The organism is Streptomyces azureus, from assembly GCF_001270025.1.
Taxonomy (GTDB): domain Bacteria; phylum Actinomycetota; class Actinomycetes; order Streptomycetales; family Streptomycetaceae; genus Streptomyces; species Streptomyces azureus.
The window spans coordinates 93861-108888 of the sequence record NZ_DF968243.1 but is presented as its reverse complement, the minus strand read 5'-3'; the positions used below and the strand labels follow the sequence as shown (position 1 = coordinate 108888).

General features: G+C 71.9%; 15 protein-coding genes and 1 pseudogene. 9 read left to right on the top strand and 7 right to left on the bottom strand.

The features are described 5' to 3' along the window. Positions 1-321 precede the first annotated feature (321 nt). Positions 322-654, top strand: a complete 333-nt coding sequence (locus AOQ53_RS44600; RefSeq protein ID WP_167745711.1) for a hypothetical protein — start codon at positions 322-324, stop codon at positions 652-654. 460 nt (positions 655-1114) lie between these two features. On the opposite strand, the gene AOQ53_RS12600 is transcribed toward AOQ53_RS44600, so the two are convergent. Beyond that, complete coding sequence (locus tag AOQ53_RS12600) at positions 1115-1480, bottom strand: hypothetical protein (protein ID WP_059417116.1); 366 nt, start codon at positions 1478-1480, stop codon at positions 1115-1117. Between the two features lie 689 nt (positions 1481-2169). On the opposite strand from AOQ53_RS12600, the gene AOQ53_RS12595 reads away from it, so the two are divergent. Beyond that, positions 2170-3750, top strand: coding sequence for an alpha/beta fold hydrolase (locus AOQ53_RS12595; RefSeq protein ID WP_059417115.1), 1581 nt, complete (start codon positions 2170-2172; stop codon positions 3748-3750). Between the two features lie 163 nt (positions 3751-3913). Here AOQ53_RS12595 and AOQ53_RS46120 read toward each other — a convergent pair whose 3' ends face one another. From AOQ53_RS46120 to AOQ53_RS12580, 4 genes are all read right to left on the bottom strand, one after another. Further along, complete coding sequence (locus AOQ53_RS46120; protein ID WP_236711674.1) at positions 3914-4114, bottom strand: hypothetical protein; 201 nt, start codon at positions 4112-4114, stop codon at positions 3914-3916. 86 nt (positions 4115-4200) lie between these two features. Beyond that, the gene (locus AOQ53_RS46115; RefSeq protein ID WP_236711673.1) at positions 4201-4446 is read right to left on the bottom strand and encodes a winged helix-turn-helix transcriptional regulator; all 246 of its coding nucleotides are present in this window, start codon (positions 4444-4446) and stop codon (positions 4201-4203) included. A 61-nt stretch (positions 4447-4507) separates the two neighbouring features. Then, on the bottom strand, positions 4508-6946 hold the full coding sequence (locus AOQ53_RS12585; RefSeq protein WP_059417114.1) for an FtsX-like permease family protein: 2439 nt from the start codon (positions 6944-6946) through the stop codon (positions 4508-4510). Further along, a complete protein-coding gene (locus AOQ53_RS12580) occupies positions 6940-7674 on the bottom strand; it encodes an ABC transporter ATP-binding protein (protein WP_099054586.1) in 735 nt (244 codons plus the stop codon). Before AOQ53_RS12580 ends, AOQ53_RS12585 begins: the two co-directional genes overlap by 7 nt. A 205-nt stretch (positions 7675-7879) precedes the next feature. On the opposite strand from AOQ53_RS12580, the gene AOQ53_RS12575 reads away from it, so the two are divergent. The 6 genes and pseudogenes from AOQ53_RS12575 (at position 7880) to AOQ53_RS12560 (ending at position 12158) form a co-directional block, all read left to right on the top strand. Next, on the top strand, positions 7880-9160 hold the full coding sequence (locus tag AOQ53_RS12575) for a sensor histidine kinase (RefSeq protein ID WP_408055157.1): 1281 nt from the start codon (positions 7880-7882) through the stop codon (positions 9158-9160). Continuing rightward, positions 9150-9809 (top strand): response regulator transcription factor, encoded by a 660-nt coding sequence (locus AOQ53_RS12570; RefSeq protein ID WP_174523275.1) that lies wholly within the window; start codon positions 9150-9152, stop codon positions 9807-9809. Before AOQ53_RS12575 ends, AOQ53_RS12570 begins: the two co-directional genes overlap by 11 nt. A gap of 120 nt (positions 9810-9929) precedes the next feature. Further along, positions 9930-10049 (top strand): annotated as a pseudogene (locus tag AOQ53_RS46110) (ScbR family autoregulator-binding transcription factor); the annotation flags it as partial. A 140-nt stretch (positions 10050-10189) separates the two neighbouring features. Further along, entirely contained in the window at positions 10190-10465 is a 276-nt protein-coding gene (locus AOQ53_RS46105; RefSeq protein WP_059417111.1) for a hypothetical protein, read from the top strand. Positions 10466-10494: 29 nt separating this feature from the next. Continuing rightward, positions 10495-10662: a hypothetical protein gene (locus AOQ53_RS46100; RefSeq protein WP_236711672.1), complete on the top strand. Its 168-nt coding sequence runs from the start codon at positions 10495-10497 to the stop codon at positions 10660-10662. Between the two features lie 155 nt (positions 10663-10817). Beyond that, entirely contained in the window at positions 10818-12158 is a 1341-nt protein-coding gene (locus tag AOQ53_RS12560) for a cytochrome P450 family protein (protein ID WP_059417110.1), read from the top strand. Here the strand turns inward: AOQ53_RS12560 and AOQ53_RS12555 are convergent. Next, complete coding sequence (locus AOQ53_RS12555; protein ID WP_059417109.1) at positions 12103-13035, bottom strand: NAD-dependent epimerase/dehydratase family protein; 933 nt, start codon at positions 13033-13035, stop codon at positions 12103-12105. The two genes, AOQ53_RS12560 and AOQ53_RS12555, sit on opposite strands and share 56 nt — an antisense overlap. Continuing rightward, complete coding sequence (locus AOQ53_RS12550; RefSeq protein WP_236711671.1) at positions 13032-14045, bottom strand: ScbA/BarX family gamma-butyrolactone biosynthesis protein; 1014 nt, start codon at positions 14043-14045, stop codon at positions 13032-13034. Before AOQ53_RS12550 ends, AOQ53_RS12555 begins: the two co-directional genes overlap by 4 nt. Before the next feature lie 210 nt (positions 14046-14255). On the opposite strand from AOQ53_RS12550, the gene AOQ53_RS47355 reads away from it, so the two are divergent. Continuing rightward, complete coding sequence (locus AOQ53_RS47355) at positions 14256-14963, top strand: ScbR family autoregulator-binding transcription factor (protein WP_059417107.1); 708 nt, start codon at positions 14256-14258, stop codon at positions 14961-14963. The last annotated feature ends 65 nt before the right edge of the window (positions 14964-15028 follow it).

Here is a 15028-nt window from a genome sequence, read left to right as displayed (position 1 = left end):
ACCGGTCAGGACACACAGCAGGCCCCGACGCGTGACCTATCTCACGGGTGGGGCCTGTCTTCGTTGTGCTGCTGCGCTGGTCCGGGTTGATCTATGCCCTTGGACCCAGGTGGCCGGTCGGGGTCCAGCTCCTCGCCTCTTTCTTCGGGCGGTGGTGGGTGCGGCTTGATGGGGCACTGGGCCTTGCCCGGCTCGGCGGGACACATCATCCGCTGGCAGCCGTCGGCGTCGGGGGTTCTCTTTCGGCATGATGCGGTAGCCGCGTCGAGCGGCGATCAGCCGGACCTACGCCTCCGGTCGATGCGATCGGCGTGCAGGGGGATGGTGGCGCTGATCAGGGCTCTGGCATGGACGGGCAGTACCAGCGCCCTCGGCGAGGATCGCGCCGTGTGTGCCGGCCTGCTTGCCGAGCTGGTCCGCGCGGTAGTCGTAGACGGGTTTGTATCCACGCTCCCGGAGTCGGTCGAGGACCTCCAGGCCGTTGTACGCCGGGCGGTGACCGGGCTTGTCGAGGGTGACGCCGAGGACGAGAGCCGGGAGCACTTCGAGGTCGGGGGCGCCGTCATCGAGGAGTACGGCGTCTCGGGTCACGATGAGGTGGGCGCCGTAGCCGAAGAGGTGTTTCTTCTTGAGTGCGTCTTCTTCCTGTCCTGAGAGGCCTTGGGCTTGCCCTTCTTGGTGGGCGGCGAAGGAGGTGAACAGGGCCGGACGCCGATCGGGCTCCGCCAGGCCGTCGATGTCCGCCGCCGCGGTCAGAGCGTGGACTCACCCGCCCATGTGTGCCGCTGAACAGCGGCGCCGCAGGTCCCAGGGTGAGTGTCGCCGGCAGGCGGACCGCCATCGGCACCGGTTCCCATGAGGGGCGGGAGCGGTGCCGAGCGAGATGGCCCCGGTGTGGGGCGTAAACCGCGAACAGACCGGCTCCGCCCTCATGACGTCGTGGGGTCCACCGTCTGGCGGCCCCCGCCGGCGAACGGGCACGGACGAGCACCGTGACGGCGCACACGGGCACCATCACGGTCTTCGCCACGGGTCAGGTCCGCCGGCCGCCCCCGGCCCCGTGCTCGGGGCGTCCGCTCCGGCCGGCCGCACGACGTAGCAGCACCGGATCTGTTCACCGTTCGGCGGACCGTCCCAGGCTCTTGATCTTCTCGAAGGGGTAGGCACCCACGATTACCACGGCCAGGCCGTAGAGGGCGAGGGCCACAAGTCCCCAGGTGTCGACCGTGCGGCCACCGCCGCTCATGACGACCGTGCCGATCGGCACCAACGGAGCGAAGCTGAGCGCCGCGGCCCCGGTGCACCAGAAGGCCACCAGGTCGTTCGCCCGTTTCCTCAGCCCCGGGTCGGACTTCACCTCCGCAGGGACCTCGTACCCGTCGGACCGGTCACAGACCTTGCCCCGGTATCCGGTGCGTGCGGCCAGCGAACTGGCCACGCCCAGTAGGAGGAAGCAACCGAAGATGAAGATGTAGGCCATGGACGCCCCAGGATTCGCGCGGTGTCGAACAACTTCAGCGGATTTACTTGATGACGAAGGCGATCCATGTTGACGGCCTTGCTCTTGACTCAGCCCGGCAGGAACTTCCAGACGACGCGAAGCCACCGGACCGGCTCATGCCCTTCTCGATCTCGGCCAGTGCCTCCGGTCCCATTCTCCTAGTCGATGAACTGGCTTTGCCCCGCAGGCAGTTCAGGAGCCTGCGTCGCGGCTGAGGCAGTCACGGCGCGAGCCGTTCCCCGGCTGTCGAGGCGTCGGTGGCGCTGGGAGCCGCAGTGGCGAGCAGGGCGGCACTGGTGGCGGGCTGTTCCGTCCGACATAAGAGAGGACGCGTGAAAAGGATCACGACTTCCGACCGGAACGTCCCGCTTGGATCAGGCCTCTTGTCGAAGACGCCGGTGGAATCACATCTGGCACCGCAAGGAGACGAATAACTTCCTTGAAACGCGGATCACTTGGAATCGTGCACGACTCAACTTCATTTCAGCACGCCAACTTGAGGTAGACGGCACAGAGCCAGTCGCGGTTGTCCGACTCCAGCACTATCCGCCCCAACTCCCCGTACGTCCAAGGTGGGAGAAACACTGCCCCGTGGAGGGATCAATCCGCATTCCGCGCGCGGCAGGGTGGGTGCGTCCCGTACGCATCGACCCAAGGACCCAACGCACGTGCGCAACAGTCGAATACCCCTCTTCCTGGCGGTCAGCGCCGTCACCACGCTGGTCCCCGCGCTGACCCCCGCCACGGCATCCGCCGCGGAGAACCCCCTTCGCCCCTACCTCCAGCAGAAACCGGCCTGGCACCGCTGCGGCACGGAGCTGCCCGCCTCCCTTCAGTGCGCCACGATCAAAGTGCCGCTCGACTACGGCAGACCGGGCGCCAAGAAACTCGACCTCGCGATATCCAGGATGAAGACGAGCACCAAAAAGGAACGGCGCGGTGTGCTTCTGCTCAACCCGGGTGGCCCGGGCGGGCCGGGCGTCGACATGCCGCAGTACATGGCCGACGAGCTGCCGAAGTCCGTGAAGGACAAGTACGACCTCGTCGGCTTCGACCCGCGGGGCATCGGCCGGAGTTCCCCCGTCGGCTGTGGCCTGACGTCCGAGGAGCGGAACTGGGAACGGCCTTACAAGGCCGAGACGTTCACCAAGGACGTGAAGTGGGCACGGGCCGTCGCCGAGAAATGCGACAAAAGGCAGGGCGACAAGCTGCCCCACATCACCACCCGCAACACCGCCCGGGATATGGACGTCATCCGCGCCGTGCTCGGCGAGAAGAAGATCTCCTACCTCGGATACTCCTACGGCACCTACCTCGGCGCCGTCTACACGCAGATGTTCCCCAAGCGCACCGACCGCTTCGTGCTGGACAGCGCCGTCGACCCGGCCCGGGTCTGGCGCGGGATGATCCAGGTCTGGGCGGAGGGCGCCGAGCCCGCCTTCACCCGATGGACCGAGTGGACCGCCGCGCGGCATGCCACCTACAAGCTGGGCCGGACTCCCGAGGCGGTCCGCAAGACCTTCTACGGCCTGGTCGCTCAGGCCGACCGCAAGCCGATCGACCTCGACGGCACGCTGCTGACCGGCGATGACATCCGCCACGGCCTTCGGGGCACGTTCTTCGGCGCGCGCGACGCCGCCGAAGCGGTCGCCGAGTTGAAGAAGGCCGCCGCCGGGGCTCGCCCGTCCGCCGACCGGGAGGTCAGGACGCCCGAGCCCCTTCCGCCGTCCTTCGGCCGGACCGTGCCGGAGGACAACGGCGACGCCGGCTTCTGGGCCGTCGTCTGCGCCGACACCCGCGCTTGGCCGCGCGATCCCGAGCGGTACCGCAAGGACGCGATCCGGGACAAGGCCAGGTACCCGCTGTACGGCGAATTCGCCTCGCACATCAAGCCGTGCGCCTTCTGGAAGAAGAACGGCAGCGAGCTCGCCACCAGGATCGGTAACAAGGCGCGTGCGCTGATCCTCCAGAACGAGTGGGATTCCCAGACGCCGCTGACCAGCGGCCAGGGCCTGCGCCGCGCCATGAAGGGCTCCAAGATGGTCACGGTCGCCGGAGGTGTGGGACACGGCATCTACGGCACCAAGTCGTGCGCAGACAAGACGGCCACCACCTACCTGACCACCGGCAAGCTCCCCATGAAGGACATGACCTGCAAGGCCGCTCCGGCCGCAGACGAACGCAACGTCCCCAACCGGCTGCCGCTCCCGACACCCACGGGCATTCCGGGGATGGCCAGCCGCCTCTGATCGCCAGGAGTACCTGGGAGGCCACCGCCTGCGGGAGGCCTCCAACCGGCACCCGGGCTGCGAACGAGCCGAGGAACAACCGGGCCCGTGCGTCGCCCGCCGAGCGGCGCGACAGCTCGCGCCGAGGGCGACGTCCCTTCGAAGAGCTTCATTGAGGAAGCTCTCAGGCCTGGTCGGCTCGGGCGACCCCCAGCGGCCGGCCGGCGGTGAAGCGTTGCCGTACGGCGGGGTCGTCGAGGAGGCGGGCCGGGTAGCCGGGGCCGGTGCGGGCGGTCATGTCCTGGTGGCGCAGTTGCTCGCCGCAGGAGGAGCAGACGACCCGGGCCTCGGTGTCGTGGTCGCAGGGCGTGTGATGCAGGACCACCGGGGCGCCCTCGTCGCCGGCCAGCCAGCGGTCGCCCCAGGCGCTGATCGCGGCGAGTACGCCGAAGAAGTCGCGGCCCTTGTCCGTCAGAGGTACTCGTGGCGGACCGGGTCGCTCTGGTAGGCCTGCCGCCGCAGCAGGCCCTCGGCCTCCAGGCGCCGCAGCCGGTCGGTGAGGGTGTTGCGGGCGATGCCGAGCGAGCCGATGAAGCCGTCGAAGCGGGATTCGCCGTAGAAGACCTCGCGCAACACCAGCAGGCTCCAGGCGTCGCCCAGGATGTCGGCGGTGCGGGCGATGGAGCAGGGCCAGCTGTCGAACGAGGTCCGTTTCACGGCTGCCAGGTTATCGGTTTCGTCATGAGATGGACCCGGCCCCGGGGCGCCCCTGTACCTGTCACTCCCGTACGCCCGCCAGTTCCGCCGGGCGGCGGCGCAGGGCGAGGGCGGCCGGGGCGAGTGCGGAGGCTGTGGCGAGGAGGGCGCAGACGGCTGTGGTCGTGCCGAGGGCCTGCCAGGGGAGCTCGATCGTGGCCGGGGCCGACAGCAGGGCGAGGGCGCTCGCCATGCCGGCCAGGTTGACGGCGGCGACCAGGAGGCCGAGGAGGGCGCCGGCCGCCACGACCGTCAGGGCCTCGGCGCCGGTCAGCCGCAGCACCTGCCGGCGGGTGGCTCCGGCCAGCCGCAGCACGGCCAGGTCGCGGGCCCGGTCGGACGTCGCCATGACCATGGTGTTGGCCACGGAGATGCCCGTGTAGAGGAGGGCGATGCCGAGGACCAGCAGGAGGCCGAGGCGGGTGGTGCGGTGGGTCTCGGGGTGGGTGGCCCGGATCCACGCCTCGCGGGTGAGGACCTGTCCGTTCCCGGTGCCGAGCGCCTCGCGCAGGGCGGTGGCGACGGTTTTCGGGTCCGCGCCGCCGGTCAGGGCCACGTCGATCCGGTCGGCCGTGGCGCCCGGGGCGTTGCGCGGGGTGACGTAGACGCCGTTGTCGCCGGTGCCGGCGGTCATCACCGCGGCGATCCGCAGGGTCCGCGGCGTTCCGTCGCCGAGCCAGACGCGGACCCGGTCGCCCACCCGGTGCCGCTGCCACTCCTCGTTGACGATGATCGAGTCGTCGTCGAGGTCGCTCACCGCGCCGGCGGCCAGGGGGAGGCGGGTGGTGGCCGCGAGGGGGCCGGGGGTGGCGGCGCGGGCCTCGGAGCGGACGAGGGCCACGTCGTCCTCCAGGACGTGGACAGCCGTCGAGGACGTCGGTGACATCTCGGTGCCCGGGACGGCATGCAGTCTGCGCAGGGCGGCGGCGTCGAAGCCGGTGCCGGCCGGCGGGGTCACGACGAAGGCGGCGGTGGTGCGCTCGCTCGTCTCGGCGGTCTTCGCCCGGTTCAGGGTCGCGGTGGCGCCGAGCAGGGAACCCGCGAGGGCGACGGTGACCAGGACGGGGGCCGCGAGCGCGGCGGTGCGGCGCATCCCGGCCGCGGCGTTCTCGCGGACCAGCAGGGCGCAGGGGCCCGGCAGCCACGTCAGCAACCGGGTCAGGGGGCGCAGCACGAGCGGGGAGAGCAGGGCGGCCGCGGTGATCAGCAGCATCGGGCGGCTGATGTAGGACTTGCGGTGCAGCAGGCCGGCAGGGTCGCCGGCGAGGGACAGGCCCAGTGTCACCGCGGCGGTCAGCAGCAGGGCCGTGCCGTACAGCAGGCGGCCCCGGGTGATGGTCCCGCTCTCCGCCGAGGCCTCGCGCAGCGCCTCGGTGGGGCCGGTGCGGCCGGCCCGCCAGGACGCGGCGGTCGCTCCGCACAGCGCGACGAGCAGGCCGGTCCAGAAGGCTGCGTGGTAGGGCCAGGTGTGGTCGCCGATGGTGAACCAGGCCGGGGCGAGGCCGTTGTCGACGACCCAGGCCGCGAGGCGGGGCGCTCCGTGGGAGCCGAGGGCGCAGCCGGTGGCCGAGGCGAGGGCGCCGACGGCGAGGGCCTCGGTGAGGACGCTCCGGCGGATCTGGCCCGGGGTGGCGCCGGCGGTGCGCAGCAGGGCGAACTCCCGGCGCCGCTGGGCGACCGCGAAGGCGAAGGTGGACGCCACGACGAAGACCGACACGAAGGCGGTGACGCCGCCGGCCGTGCCGAACAGGGAGTTCATCGCCGTCAGCGCCTCACCGTCCCGGCCGGGGTCGGCGTCGGCGAGGCGGCGGGCATTCCCGGTGAGGACCTGTGCGCTGTCGCCCACCGCCTCCCCTACGGCTGCCGGATCGGCGTCGACGGCCACCTGCGTGACCGAGGGGGACAGTCGGGCGGCGCGGGCGTCGGTGAAGAACACGGCGTTCTCGAAGCCGCGTGAGGTGAGCGTGCCGACGACGCGCACCGGGCCCCGGTCGGTGTGGAGCTGTCGGCCCGGGCGTGTCCAGTCGCCGGTGACGGCGACCTCGTCGGCGGTGCGGGGGGCCCGTCCGGTGGCGAGGTCGTAGGGGGCGAACGCGGCGGTGGACCAGGGGTGGCCGACAAGGTCCGCGGGGGCGTCCGCGGCGCGGACGGCGAAGGATCTGTCGGCCACGACCGGGCCCAGCTTCCGCAACTTCGCGACGGTCGCGGCGGGGACCGGTCGCGGGTGGGCGAGCCGGGACTCGCGGTCGCCGGTCGGGGTCGGTACGCGCAGCGTGTCCTGGCCCTTGACGACGACCGATGCCGCAGCGAAGCGCTCGGGGGCCCGCTGCGGGGCGGTGGCCGACGAGGCCAGGGCCAGGCCCGTCACGGTCAGCAGTGCCACGCCCAGACAGAGCGCGACGAAGCTGCCGGTGAAGGTGGCCCAGCGGGCGCGCAGGGTGCGCAGGGCGACGCTCAGCACGGCACGGCCTCCAGGCGGGTCATGCGCGCGGCGACGGCGTCGGCGCCCGGAGCGGTCAACTCCCCGTGGAAGCGCCCGTCGACGAGGAAGAGCACGCGGTCGGCGTGGGCGGCGGCCACCGGGTCGTGCGTGACCATGACGACCGTCTGGTCCTCGCGGTCGACCATGCCGCGCAGCAGCCCGAGCACCTCGCGGCCGGTCCGCGTGTCCAGGGCGCCGGTCGGTTCGTCGGCGAACAGAACGTCCGGCCGGGTGATCAACGCGCGGGCCAGGGCGACGCGTTGCTGCTGGCCGCCGGACATCTGCCCAGGTCTGTGCCGGGCCCGTTCGGCGAGGCCGACCTGCTGGAGCGCCTGGCGCACCCGGGCCTTCGGGACGCGCCGGCCGGCCAGGCGCAGGGGCAGGACGACGTTCTGCTCGGCGGTCAGCGCGGGCAGCAGGTTGAACGCCTGGAAGACGAACCCGACGCGCTCGCGGCGCAGCAGGGTCAGCCGCCGCTCGCTCAGCCCGGTCAGTTCCGTGCCGGCGACGGTGACCGAGCCGGAGGTGGGCCGGTCCAGGCCGGCGGCGCACTGGAGCAGGGTCGACTTGCCGGAGCCGGAGGGGCCCATGACGGCGGTGAAGGTCCCGGCGGGGAACGCCAGGGTGACGTCGTCGAGTGCGGTCACGGAGCCGTATGCCCTGGTGACGGAGTCCAGCCGGATGGCGTCGTGTGTGTCGTCTGTCATGGGTTCCCTGCCTCGTGTCGATCGACCGTCGGGTTCCACCGAAAATCCCCGCCTCATGTCGATTGGCCGTTGGCCTCCACGCAATCGCGCGGAGGCGGGTCGGCGCAGTGCGGCAGGGCGTAGACCTGGGGTAGGGCCAGGCCTACCCCTGGGCCTCCGCCTGAGCCCATGGCCGGGGCCCCGGCGGGCTTCTACGGTGATCCCCATGCAGCCTCCGAACGTGTGGCAGGCCATGGCCCGCCCCGGCTACCTGATGTCGGCGTGGCCGTGGCGCTCCGCCGTGTACCTGCTCACCGGTGTGGTGACCGGCGTCGTCGTGTTCGTGGGGATCGTGGCCTCGGTCGTGGTCGGGGGTGTGCTGGCGCTCGTCCTGGTGGGGCTGCCGCTGCTCCTGTGCACGGTCCTGGCGGGCATCCCGGTCGCCGCGGTGGAGCGGCACAGGCTGCGGCTCGTCGACCCGGACCCGGCGCCCGCGCAGCACGGGACGCCCGGCGAGCCGGGCCTGCGGGCGTGGCTGACGACCCGGCTGCGGGAGAGGGCCACCTGGCGCGAGCTCGGCCACGCCCTGTTGTTCGCGGGGGTGTTGTGGCCGGTCGACGCCCTCGCGCTGTCCGTCGCCCTGCTCTGCCCGCTGTCCGTGGCGCTCACGCCGCTGCTGATGGCCACCGTCGGCGACGGGCAGGAGGCGAAGGTCCTCAAGCTGTGGACCGTCACCGGCTGGCCGGCGGCCTTCGGATTCGCCGCCTGCGGGCTGGGCCTGCTGGCCCTGGGCGCCTACCTGCTGGGCGTCGCGGCCGGTGCGCGGGCCGGGCTGGCGCGGCTGCTGATCGCCCCGCGCGAGGCCGACCTGGGGGCCAGGGTGGTCGAACTGGCGCGCTCCCGGGTGCGGTTGGTGGACGCCTTCGAGGCGGAACGGCGGCGGATCGAGCGCGATCTGCACGACGGGGCGCAGCAGCGGCTCGTCGCACTGACGATGACGCTGGGCCTGGCCCGGCTGGACGCCCCGCCGGGTCCGCTGGCCGACCAGCTCGCCAAGGCCCATGAGGAGGCGGGCACGGCCCTCGCGGAACTGCGCGAGCTCATCCACGGCATCCACCCCAAGGTCCTCGCCGACTACGGCCTCGAAGCCGCCGTCGCCGACGCCGCCGACCGCTCGGCCGTGCCCGTGGACGTCGATCTGGAGCTGCCCGGACGGCTCTCCCAAGCCGTCGAGGCTGCCGCGTACTTCGTGGTGTGCGAGGCGCTCGCCAACGTGGGCAGGCACAGCGGGGCGAGCCGGGCGGAGGTGAGCGGGGGGCTGAGCGACGGCCGGCTGGTCCTTCGGATCCGCGACGACGGGTGCGGCGGTGCGCGGGCCGGGCAGGGCAGCGGACTGACCGGACTCGCCGACCGGGTGTCGGTGCTCGATGGCAGACTCTCCCTGTCCAGTCCGCTCGGCGGACCGACCCTGCTGCGTGTGGAGATCCCTTGTGCCCCTGCGAGTTGAGCGACCGCTGCGGGTGGTCCTGGCCGAGGACAGCGTGCTGCTGCGGGACGGGCTCGTCGGGTTGCTCGAACGCTGCGGACACGAGGTCGTCGCGGCCGTGGGAGATGCCGAGGCACTGATCACGGCCGTCGAGGAGCACACCCCCGACGTGGTCGTGACGGACGTGCGGATGCCGCCCGGGTTCCAGGACGAGGGCCTGCACGCGGCCGTGCGGCTGCGCGGGGAGCGGCCCACGCTTCCCGTCCTGGTCCTCAGCCAGTACGTGCAGCGCCGCTACGCCGCCGAGCTGCTGGACTCCGGCGACGGCACGGGCGTGGGCTATCTGCTCAAGGACCGTGTCGGCCAGGTCGAGGAGTTCGTCGAGGCGCTCGGCGAGGTGGCCGACGGCGGCACGGTCGTCGACCCGGAGGTCGTACGGCAGTTACTGCGCCGCCGCCGTGACCCGCTGGAGCGCCTCACCCCGCGTGAGCGGGAGGTGCTGGCGCTGATCGCGGAGGGCAGGTCCAACGGCGCGATCGCCCGCGAACTGGTCGTCTCCGAGGCGGCCGTCGGCAAGCACATCTCCGGCATCCTCACCAAGCTGGACCTGCCGCCGGCGGACGAGACCCATCGCCGGGTGCTGGCCGTGCTGGCGTATCTGCGAGCCTAAGGGGGCGGGCCTGGCGGGCGGCCCGGCCGGAGCCGAGGCCTTCGGCTCGTCCGTGCGTTGGGGGAAACCAATGAGTTGGTTTCATTGCGTCGCCATCAGAGCCCTCCAGGGGAGCCAGGGGTGACCAAACAGGACCGGGCCGTCCGGACCCGTCTTGCGCTGATCCGGTCGGCGGCCGAGCAGTTCGAGGCACGGGGTTGCGTCCGGGACGGTCTGTCGGAGATCAGCGCGGGAGCCGGCGTCAGCTCCGGCGCGCTGCACTTCCACTTCGCGAACAAGGCCGCCGTGTCCGAGGCCGTCGAGCACGCGGCCGCCCCGTGCCCTGCGCCAGGTCGCGGGCCGGGGGCCGCGGCGGCGACGGGTGCGCCCTCCAGCGCCTCGTGGACGTCACGCACCACGTCGCCCGGCTGCTGTGCGCCGACGTCGTGGTGCGCGCGGGGCTGCGGCTCAAGGCCGAGGCGGTCGCCGGGCGGGCGCGTGACCTGCGCCGGGAGTGGTGGGAGTGCGTGCACGAGCCGCTGGCCGAGGCGGAGCGCAAGGGGGAACTCGCCGCCGGATGCCCGCCGCACCGCTCCAGCGCGGTCGTCCTCGCCGCCACGACCGGCATCGAGGTGCTGCCCGGGAGGACCCCGGCTGGCTCGCCCGGTTCTCCCTGACCGACCTGTGGCACCTGCTTCTGCCGTGCGTGGTCGCGCCGCACCTGGCCGGCGCGCTGGACCCGGCCGGGACCGAGCCGGACCACGGGGAGCCGGACGTCGGCAGGGAGCCGGACGTCGGCAGGGAGCCGGACGTCGGCAGGGAGGCGGACGGGGCGTTGGAGGAGCCGGGCCGGGCGGGGCTCGCGCTGCGATAGCGGGGCGTCCCGGTCGGCTGTCGGTCGGCTTCCGGTCGGCCTTCCCATGGCCGACAGTGGTTGAAGTGGTGGCCCAAACAAACCGGTTGCCAAGTTTTTTCGTCACTTCAATCGCACGATGGTTCCCCAGCCTCTGGACCAAGGAGCGATGAGTCATGGCACAGCAGGCCTGCCCCTTCCTGGCGGTCGACCCGTCCGGCCAGGACCTCTACGACGAGATAGCCCGGATCCGGGCCCAGGCACCCGCCGTGGAGGTCGAACTCCCGGGCGGCGTACGGGCATGGTGGATCAACGGCCTGGAGCTGAACAAGCGGCTCCTGGCCGGACCCGAGACGAGCAAGGACGCCTTCCAGCACTGGCCGGCCTGGATCAACGGGGACATCTCCCGCACCTGGCCGCTCGCGATCTGGGTGTCGGTGCGCAACATGGTCACGGCCTACGGCACCGACCACAGCCGGCTGCGCAAGCCGATGTCCGCCGCCTTCACCAAGCGCCGCGTCGACGCGTTGCTCCCGCGCGTCCAGGAGATCGTCGACCGGGCCCTGGACGACCTGGAGCGGATCCCCGAGGGTGAAGTCGTCGACCTGCGGGCGGCGTTCGCGGCGCCGGTACCGCACGAGGTGGTGTGCGAACTCTTCGGCGTACCGCCCGGTGAGGACGGCCCGCGGGCGTCCCTCTACCGCATCATCAACCGCTTCTTCGACACGGCGATCTCCCTGGAGGACGCCCAGGCCAACGGGGTCGAGCTGTACGGCACGCTGACCGCGTTCCTCCAGTACAAGCGCGAGCACCCGGCCGACGACCTGACGACGGCCCTCATGGCCGCGCACGACGAAGGCAGCCTCAGCGAACAGGAGTTGATGGACAACCTGATCCTGCTGCTCACCGCGGGGTTCGAGACGACCGTCAACCTCATCGACAACACGGTGCACAGCCTGCTCGCCCACCCCGACCAGCTCGAACTCGTCTGCTCCGGGCAGGTGACCTGGGAGGACGCAATCGAGGAGTCGCTGCGCTTCGAGGCGCCCGGTGCCATGTCGGGTCTGCGCTACGCCGTCGAGGACATCGAGATCGAGCCAGGCCTGAAGATCCCGAAGGGTGATCCCGTCGTGGTCTCCTTCGCCGGTGCCGGACGCGACCCCGAGCGGCACGGCCCGGACGCCGAACGGTTCGACGTCACCCGGTCCACCAGCCGCGACCACATCTCCTTCGGCCACGGCGTGCACCACTGCCTGGGCCGGCCCTTGGCCATGGCCGAGGCGACGGTGGCTCTGACGTCGTTGTTCGACCGTTTCCCGCGGCTGGCCCTGGCCGATCCGTCCCGGCCTCCGAAGCGGCTGCGCTCCATCATCTCCACGGGGCACCAGGAGTTGCCCGTGCTGCTGCACGGCCGGGACCGCGGGTCGGCACCGGGTCCGCGTGCGGAGGAGGCGGAGGCGATCAGGAGGCTTTCCGGCCCTGGAGGAACGAGCGGTACCAGGGTGCCGCGCGCCTGAATCCGGCCGCGAACCCCTCGCCGGGGGAGCAGTCGAGGTCCTTCCAGAAGGCGTCGTCAACGAACCAGTGGTCGACCGTGAGCATGCCGAGGTGATGGAGGGCGAGCGGCTTCCCGGCGGCCCGGTCCAGGGCGGTGGCGACGTCCACCGCCGCACCGCCGCCGGGCTCCTCCAGCAGGGTGCCCGCCGCCCGGAGCAGCTCAGAGGCCCCCACGGGCTCGGGGTGGTTGACGTGGTGCACACCGCCCTCGTGCGCCGGGGACAGGGCCGCGGCCACCACCGCACGGCCCAGGGTGTCCACGTCGATCATCGACTGGAGCGCCTCGCATCCGGTCAGGGTCGCCGACAACTCGCCCAGCAGCCAAACCAGTCCGGGGACGACCCACCGGTCGCCCTCGCCGTACACCAGGTGCGGGCGCAGCACCAGGCCGCCCGCGTCGAGGACGTGCCGTTCGGCGGCGGCCCGGGTGCGGCTGGTGGCCGACGCGGGGGCGATCGGCACTTCCCCGGGGCGCACTCCGCGGAAGGGGCCCCGGCCGTACACGGCGGCCGTGCTCACGTACACGATCCGGCGCACCCCGGCGCGCACGGCCTCCTCCACCAGGGCTCGCGTGCCCAGGTCGTTGACGGCCTCGACGGTCTCGGCGTCGCCGTCGACCCGCGTGGCGCAGTGCACCAGGACATCGGCGCCCGCACAGGTGCCGCGCAGGGAGGGCGGGTCGCCGAGGTCGCCGTGGACGAACTCGCCGGGGTCGGATTCCGGTCGGGTACGGCGCGACAAGTGCCTTACGCGGACGCCGGGTTGCCGGTGTGCGGCGGCCGCGACCCTGCTCCCGGCGAAGCCGCTCCCGCCCGTGATCAGAAAATCGACCGTCACGACAGCGACCGTACCCGGGCCGGCTGCGCGCAGGTCAGCGTGGCGCTGAAGACGGACTCGCCGTCCTGCCGCCCGGACACCCGTACGGTCGTCTCTCCCGGATCTCCCGGATCCTTCTCGTCGAGCACCTCCGTCTCGATCCAGCACGGGCTGTGCAGCTCGGCGTACCGGGCGAAGGTCGCCGTCATCGAGCGGGGCAGGAAGGGGTGCCGGCCGGACGCGGCGGCCGCTGCCTGCCGGGCCGCCTCGAACAGGACCATGCCGGGCACGTGGTCGTTGGGCCGCGGGAAGAGCACCGGGTGGCCGGTGTCCACGCGCAGCCGCCAGACGCCGGGGCGGTCGGCGGGGGCGAGGACGACGTCCTCGGCGCGGGAGCGGCCGGCGAGCGCCGGGGGTATGCCCGGCAGCAGCGGCACCGGGGTGCCCAGTGCGGCCAGCTGCTTCTGCCGCAGACGGCGGTAGGCGAGCGGCGAGGTGCAGCCGGTGCTGCCGGTGCCGCGGGCGAGGAAGCGTCCCGCACGGCGGAACTCCATGGTGGTCCGCATGCTGTGCAGGCCGCGACCGCGACGGCGCAGCTCGGAGCACACGACGTCGACGTCGACCGGCTCGGCGGCGGCCGACAGCAGGAGCGCGGACGGGTCGGTGTGGACCGTCAGGTCCCACATGACGAAGTGGGTGTCGGCGGGGGCTCCGAACTCGGCGTGCGCGAGCACCATCGAGGCCTGCCGCAACGTTTCGCCCACGATCATCGGATCCTGATGGTGGTCGTCCACGGGGCCGAAGAAGGGATGGGCGGCCGGCCAGTGAGCGGTGAAGCGGAAGCGGGCTTCGGAGATACGGCGCCACTGGGTGGGAAAGACATCTGCTTCGTTGGTGCGGTGGGCGAGTTCCTTGGTGACCGAGGTGGGTTCGGTGGCTTCGGCGGGCTCGAGGGGATCGGCGGGATCGACGACTGCGGCGTGTGGCGCGTTCTCGACGGCCGCAGTGGATCTGTTTGCCGGACGGCCCACCTGTCCGGTCTGATCGTCCGTGGGCGCGCTTAAAGGTTCTGAGTGCGGCATGAGAACCCCCACGATCGGCAGCCTGGCTGAGGTCGGCGTTTGACTAAGATACGGACGAGCCGGTCTTTTTCAAAGGGTGAGCCAAACCGCTGGGACGGGCTCCCGCGCCCCCGCCGCACAGCGATTTCACAGGAATCGACGGAGATCAGGAGGCACCCGATGGCGCGACAGGAGCGCGCGATCCGCACCCGGCGGACCATCCTTGAAGCGGCCGCGGCCGTCTTCGACGAACGGGGCTACACCTCGGCGACCATCGGGGAGATCCTGGACCGGGCGGGTGTCACCAAGGGCGCGCTGTACTTCCACTTCGGTTCCAAGGAGGAGCTGGCGGTGGGGGTGTTCGAGGAGCAGCTCGCGATCACGCTCCCGCCGCAGTCCAGCAAACTCCAGGAACTCGTCGACTCCGGGCTGGTGCTGGCCCGCAGACTGCGCTCCGAACCGCTGGTTCGCGCCAGTGTGGGGCTCGCCCTCGACCAGGGGGCCATGGAACTCGACCGTACGCCGGCCTTCCGTATGTGGTTCGACCAGAACGTACAGCGGCTGGCGGAGGCGAAGGCGCAGGGCGAACTGCTGCCGCATGTCGACGTGGCGGAGACGGCGGAGTTGCTGGTCGGCAGCTTCTCGGGGGTGCAGCTGCTGTCCCAGTTGCGGTGCCAGCGGCAGGATCTGGAGCGCCGCGTCGTCGTGATGTTCGAACACTTCCTGCCGAGCATCGCCGTCCCCGCGGTGCTGGCCCGGCTCGACATCTCGGTGGAGCGGGTGGAGTGGGTGCTGGCGCAGGTGCAGGTGCAGGTGCAGGTGGAGAGGCGGGGGCCGGTGGAGGTTCAGGAGGAGGCTGTGCCGGCGCAGGTCTCGTCGGGGGCGTAGGAGTCGTCTTTCGTCGGGTTTTCGTCGGATTTTCGTCGGGGGCGTAGGAGTCGGCAGGAGTTCGA

What these genes read in the sequence shown, in the direction of transcription:
- AOQ53_RS12600 (WP_059417116.1), bottom strand. Translation starts at nt 1,480, where the DNA reads ATGGCCTACATCTTCATCTTCGGTTGCTTCCTCCTACTGGGCGTGGCC.
- AOQ53_RS47355 (WP_059417107.1), top strand. Translation starts at nt 14,256, where the DNA reads ATGGCGCGACAGGAGCGCGCGATCCGCACCCGGCGGACCATCCTTGAA.
- AOQ53_RS12580 (WP_099054586.1), bottom strand. Translation starts at nt 7,674, where the DNA reads ATGACAGACGACACACACGACGCCATCCGGCTGGACTCCGTCACCAGG.
- AOQ53_RS44600 (WP_167745711.1), top strand. Translation starts at nt 322, where the DNA reads ATGGTGGCGCTGATCAGGGCTCTGGCATGGACGGGCAGTACCAGCGCC.
- AOQ53_RS12560 (WP_059417110.1), top strand. Translation starts at nt 10,818, where the DNA reads ATGGCACAGCAGGCCTGCCCCTTCCTGGCGGTCGACCCGTCCGGCCAG.
- AOQ53_RS12575 (WP_408055157.1), top strand. Translation starts at nt 7,880, where the DNA reads ATGCAGCCTCCGAACGTGTGGCAGGCCATGGCCCGCCCCGGCTACCTG.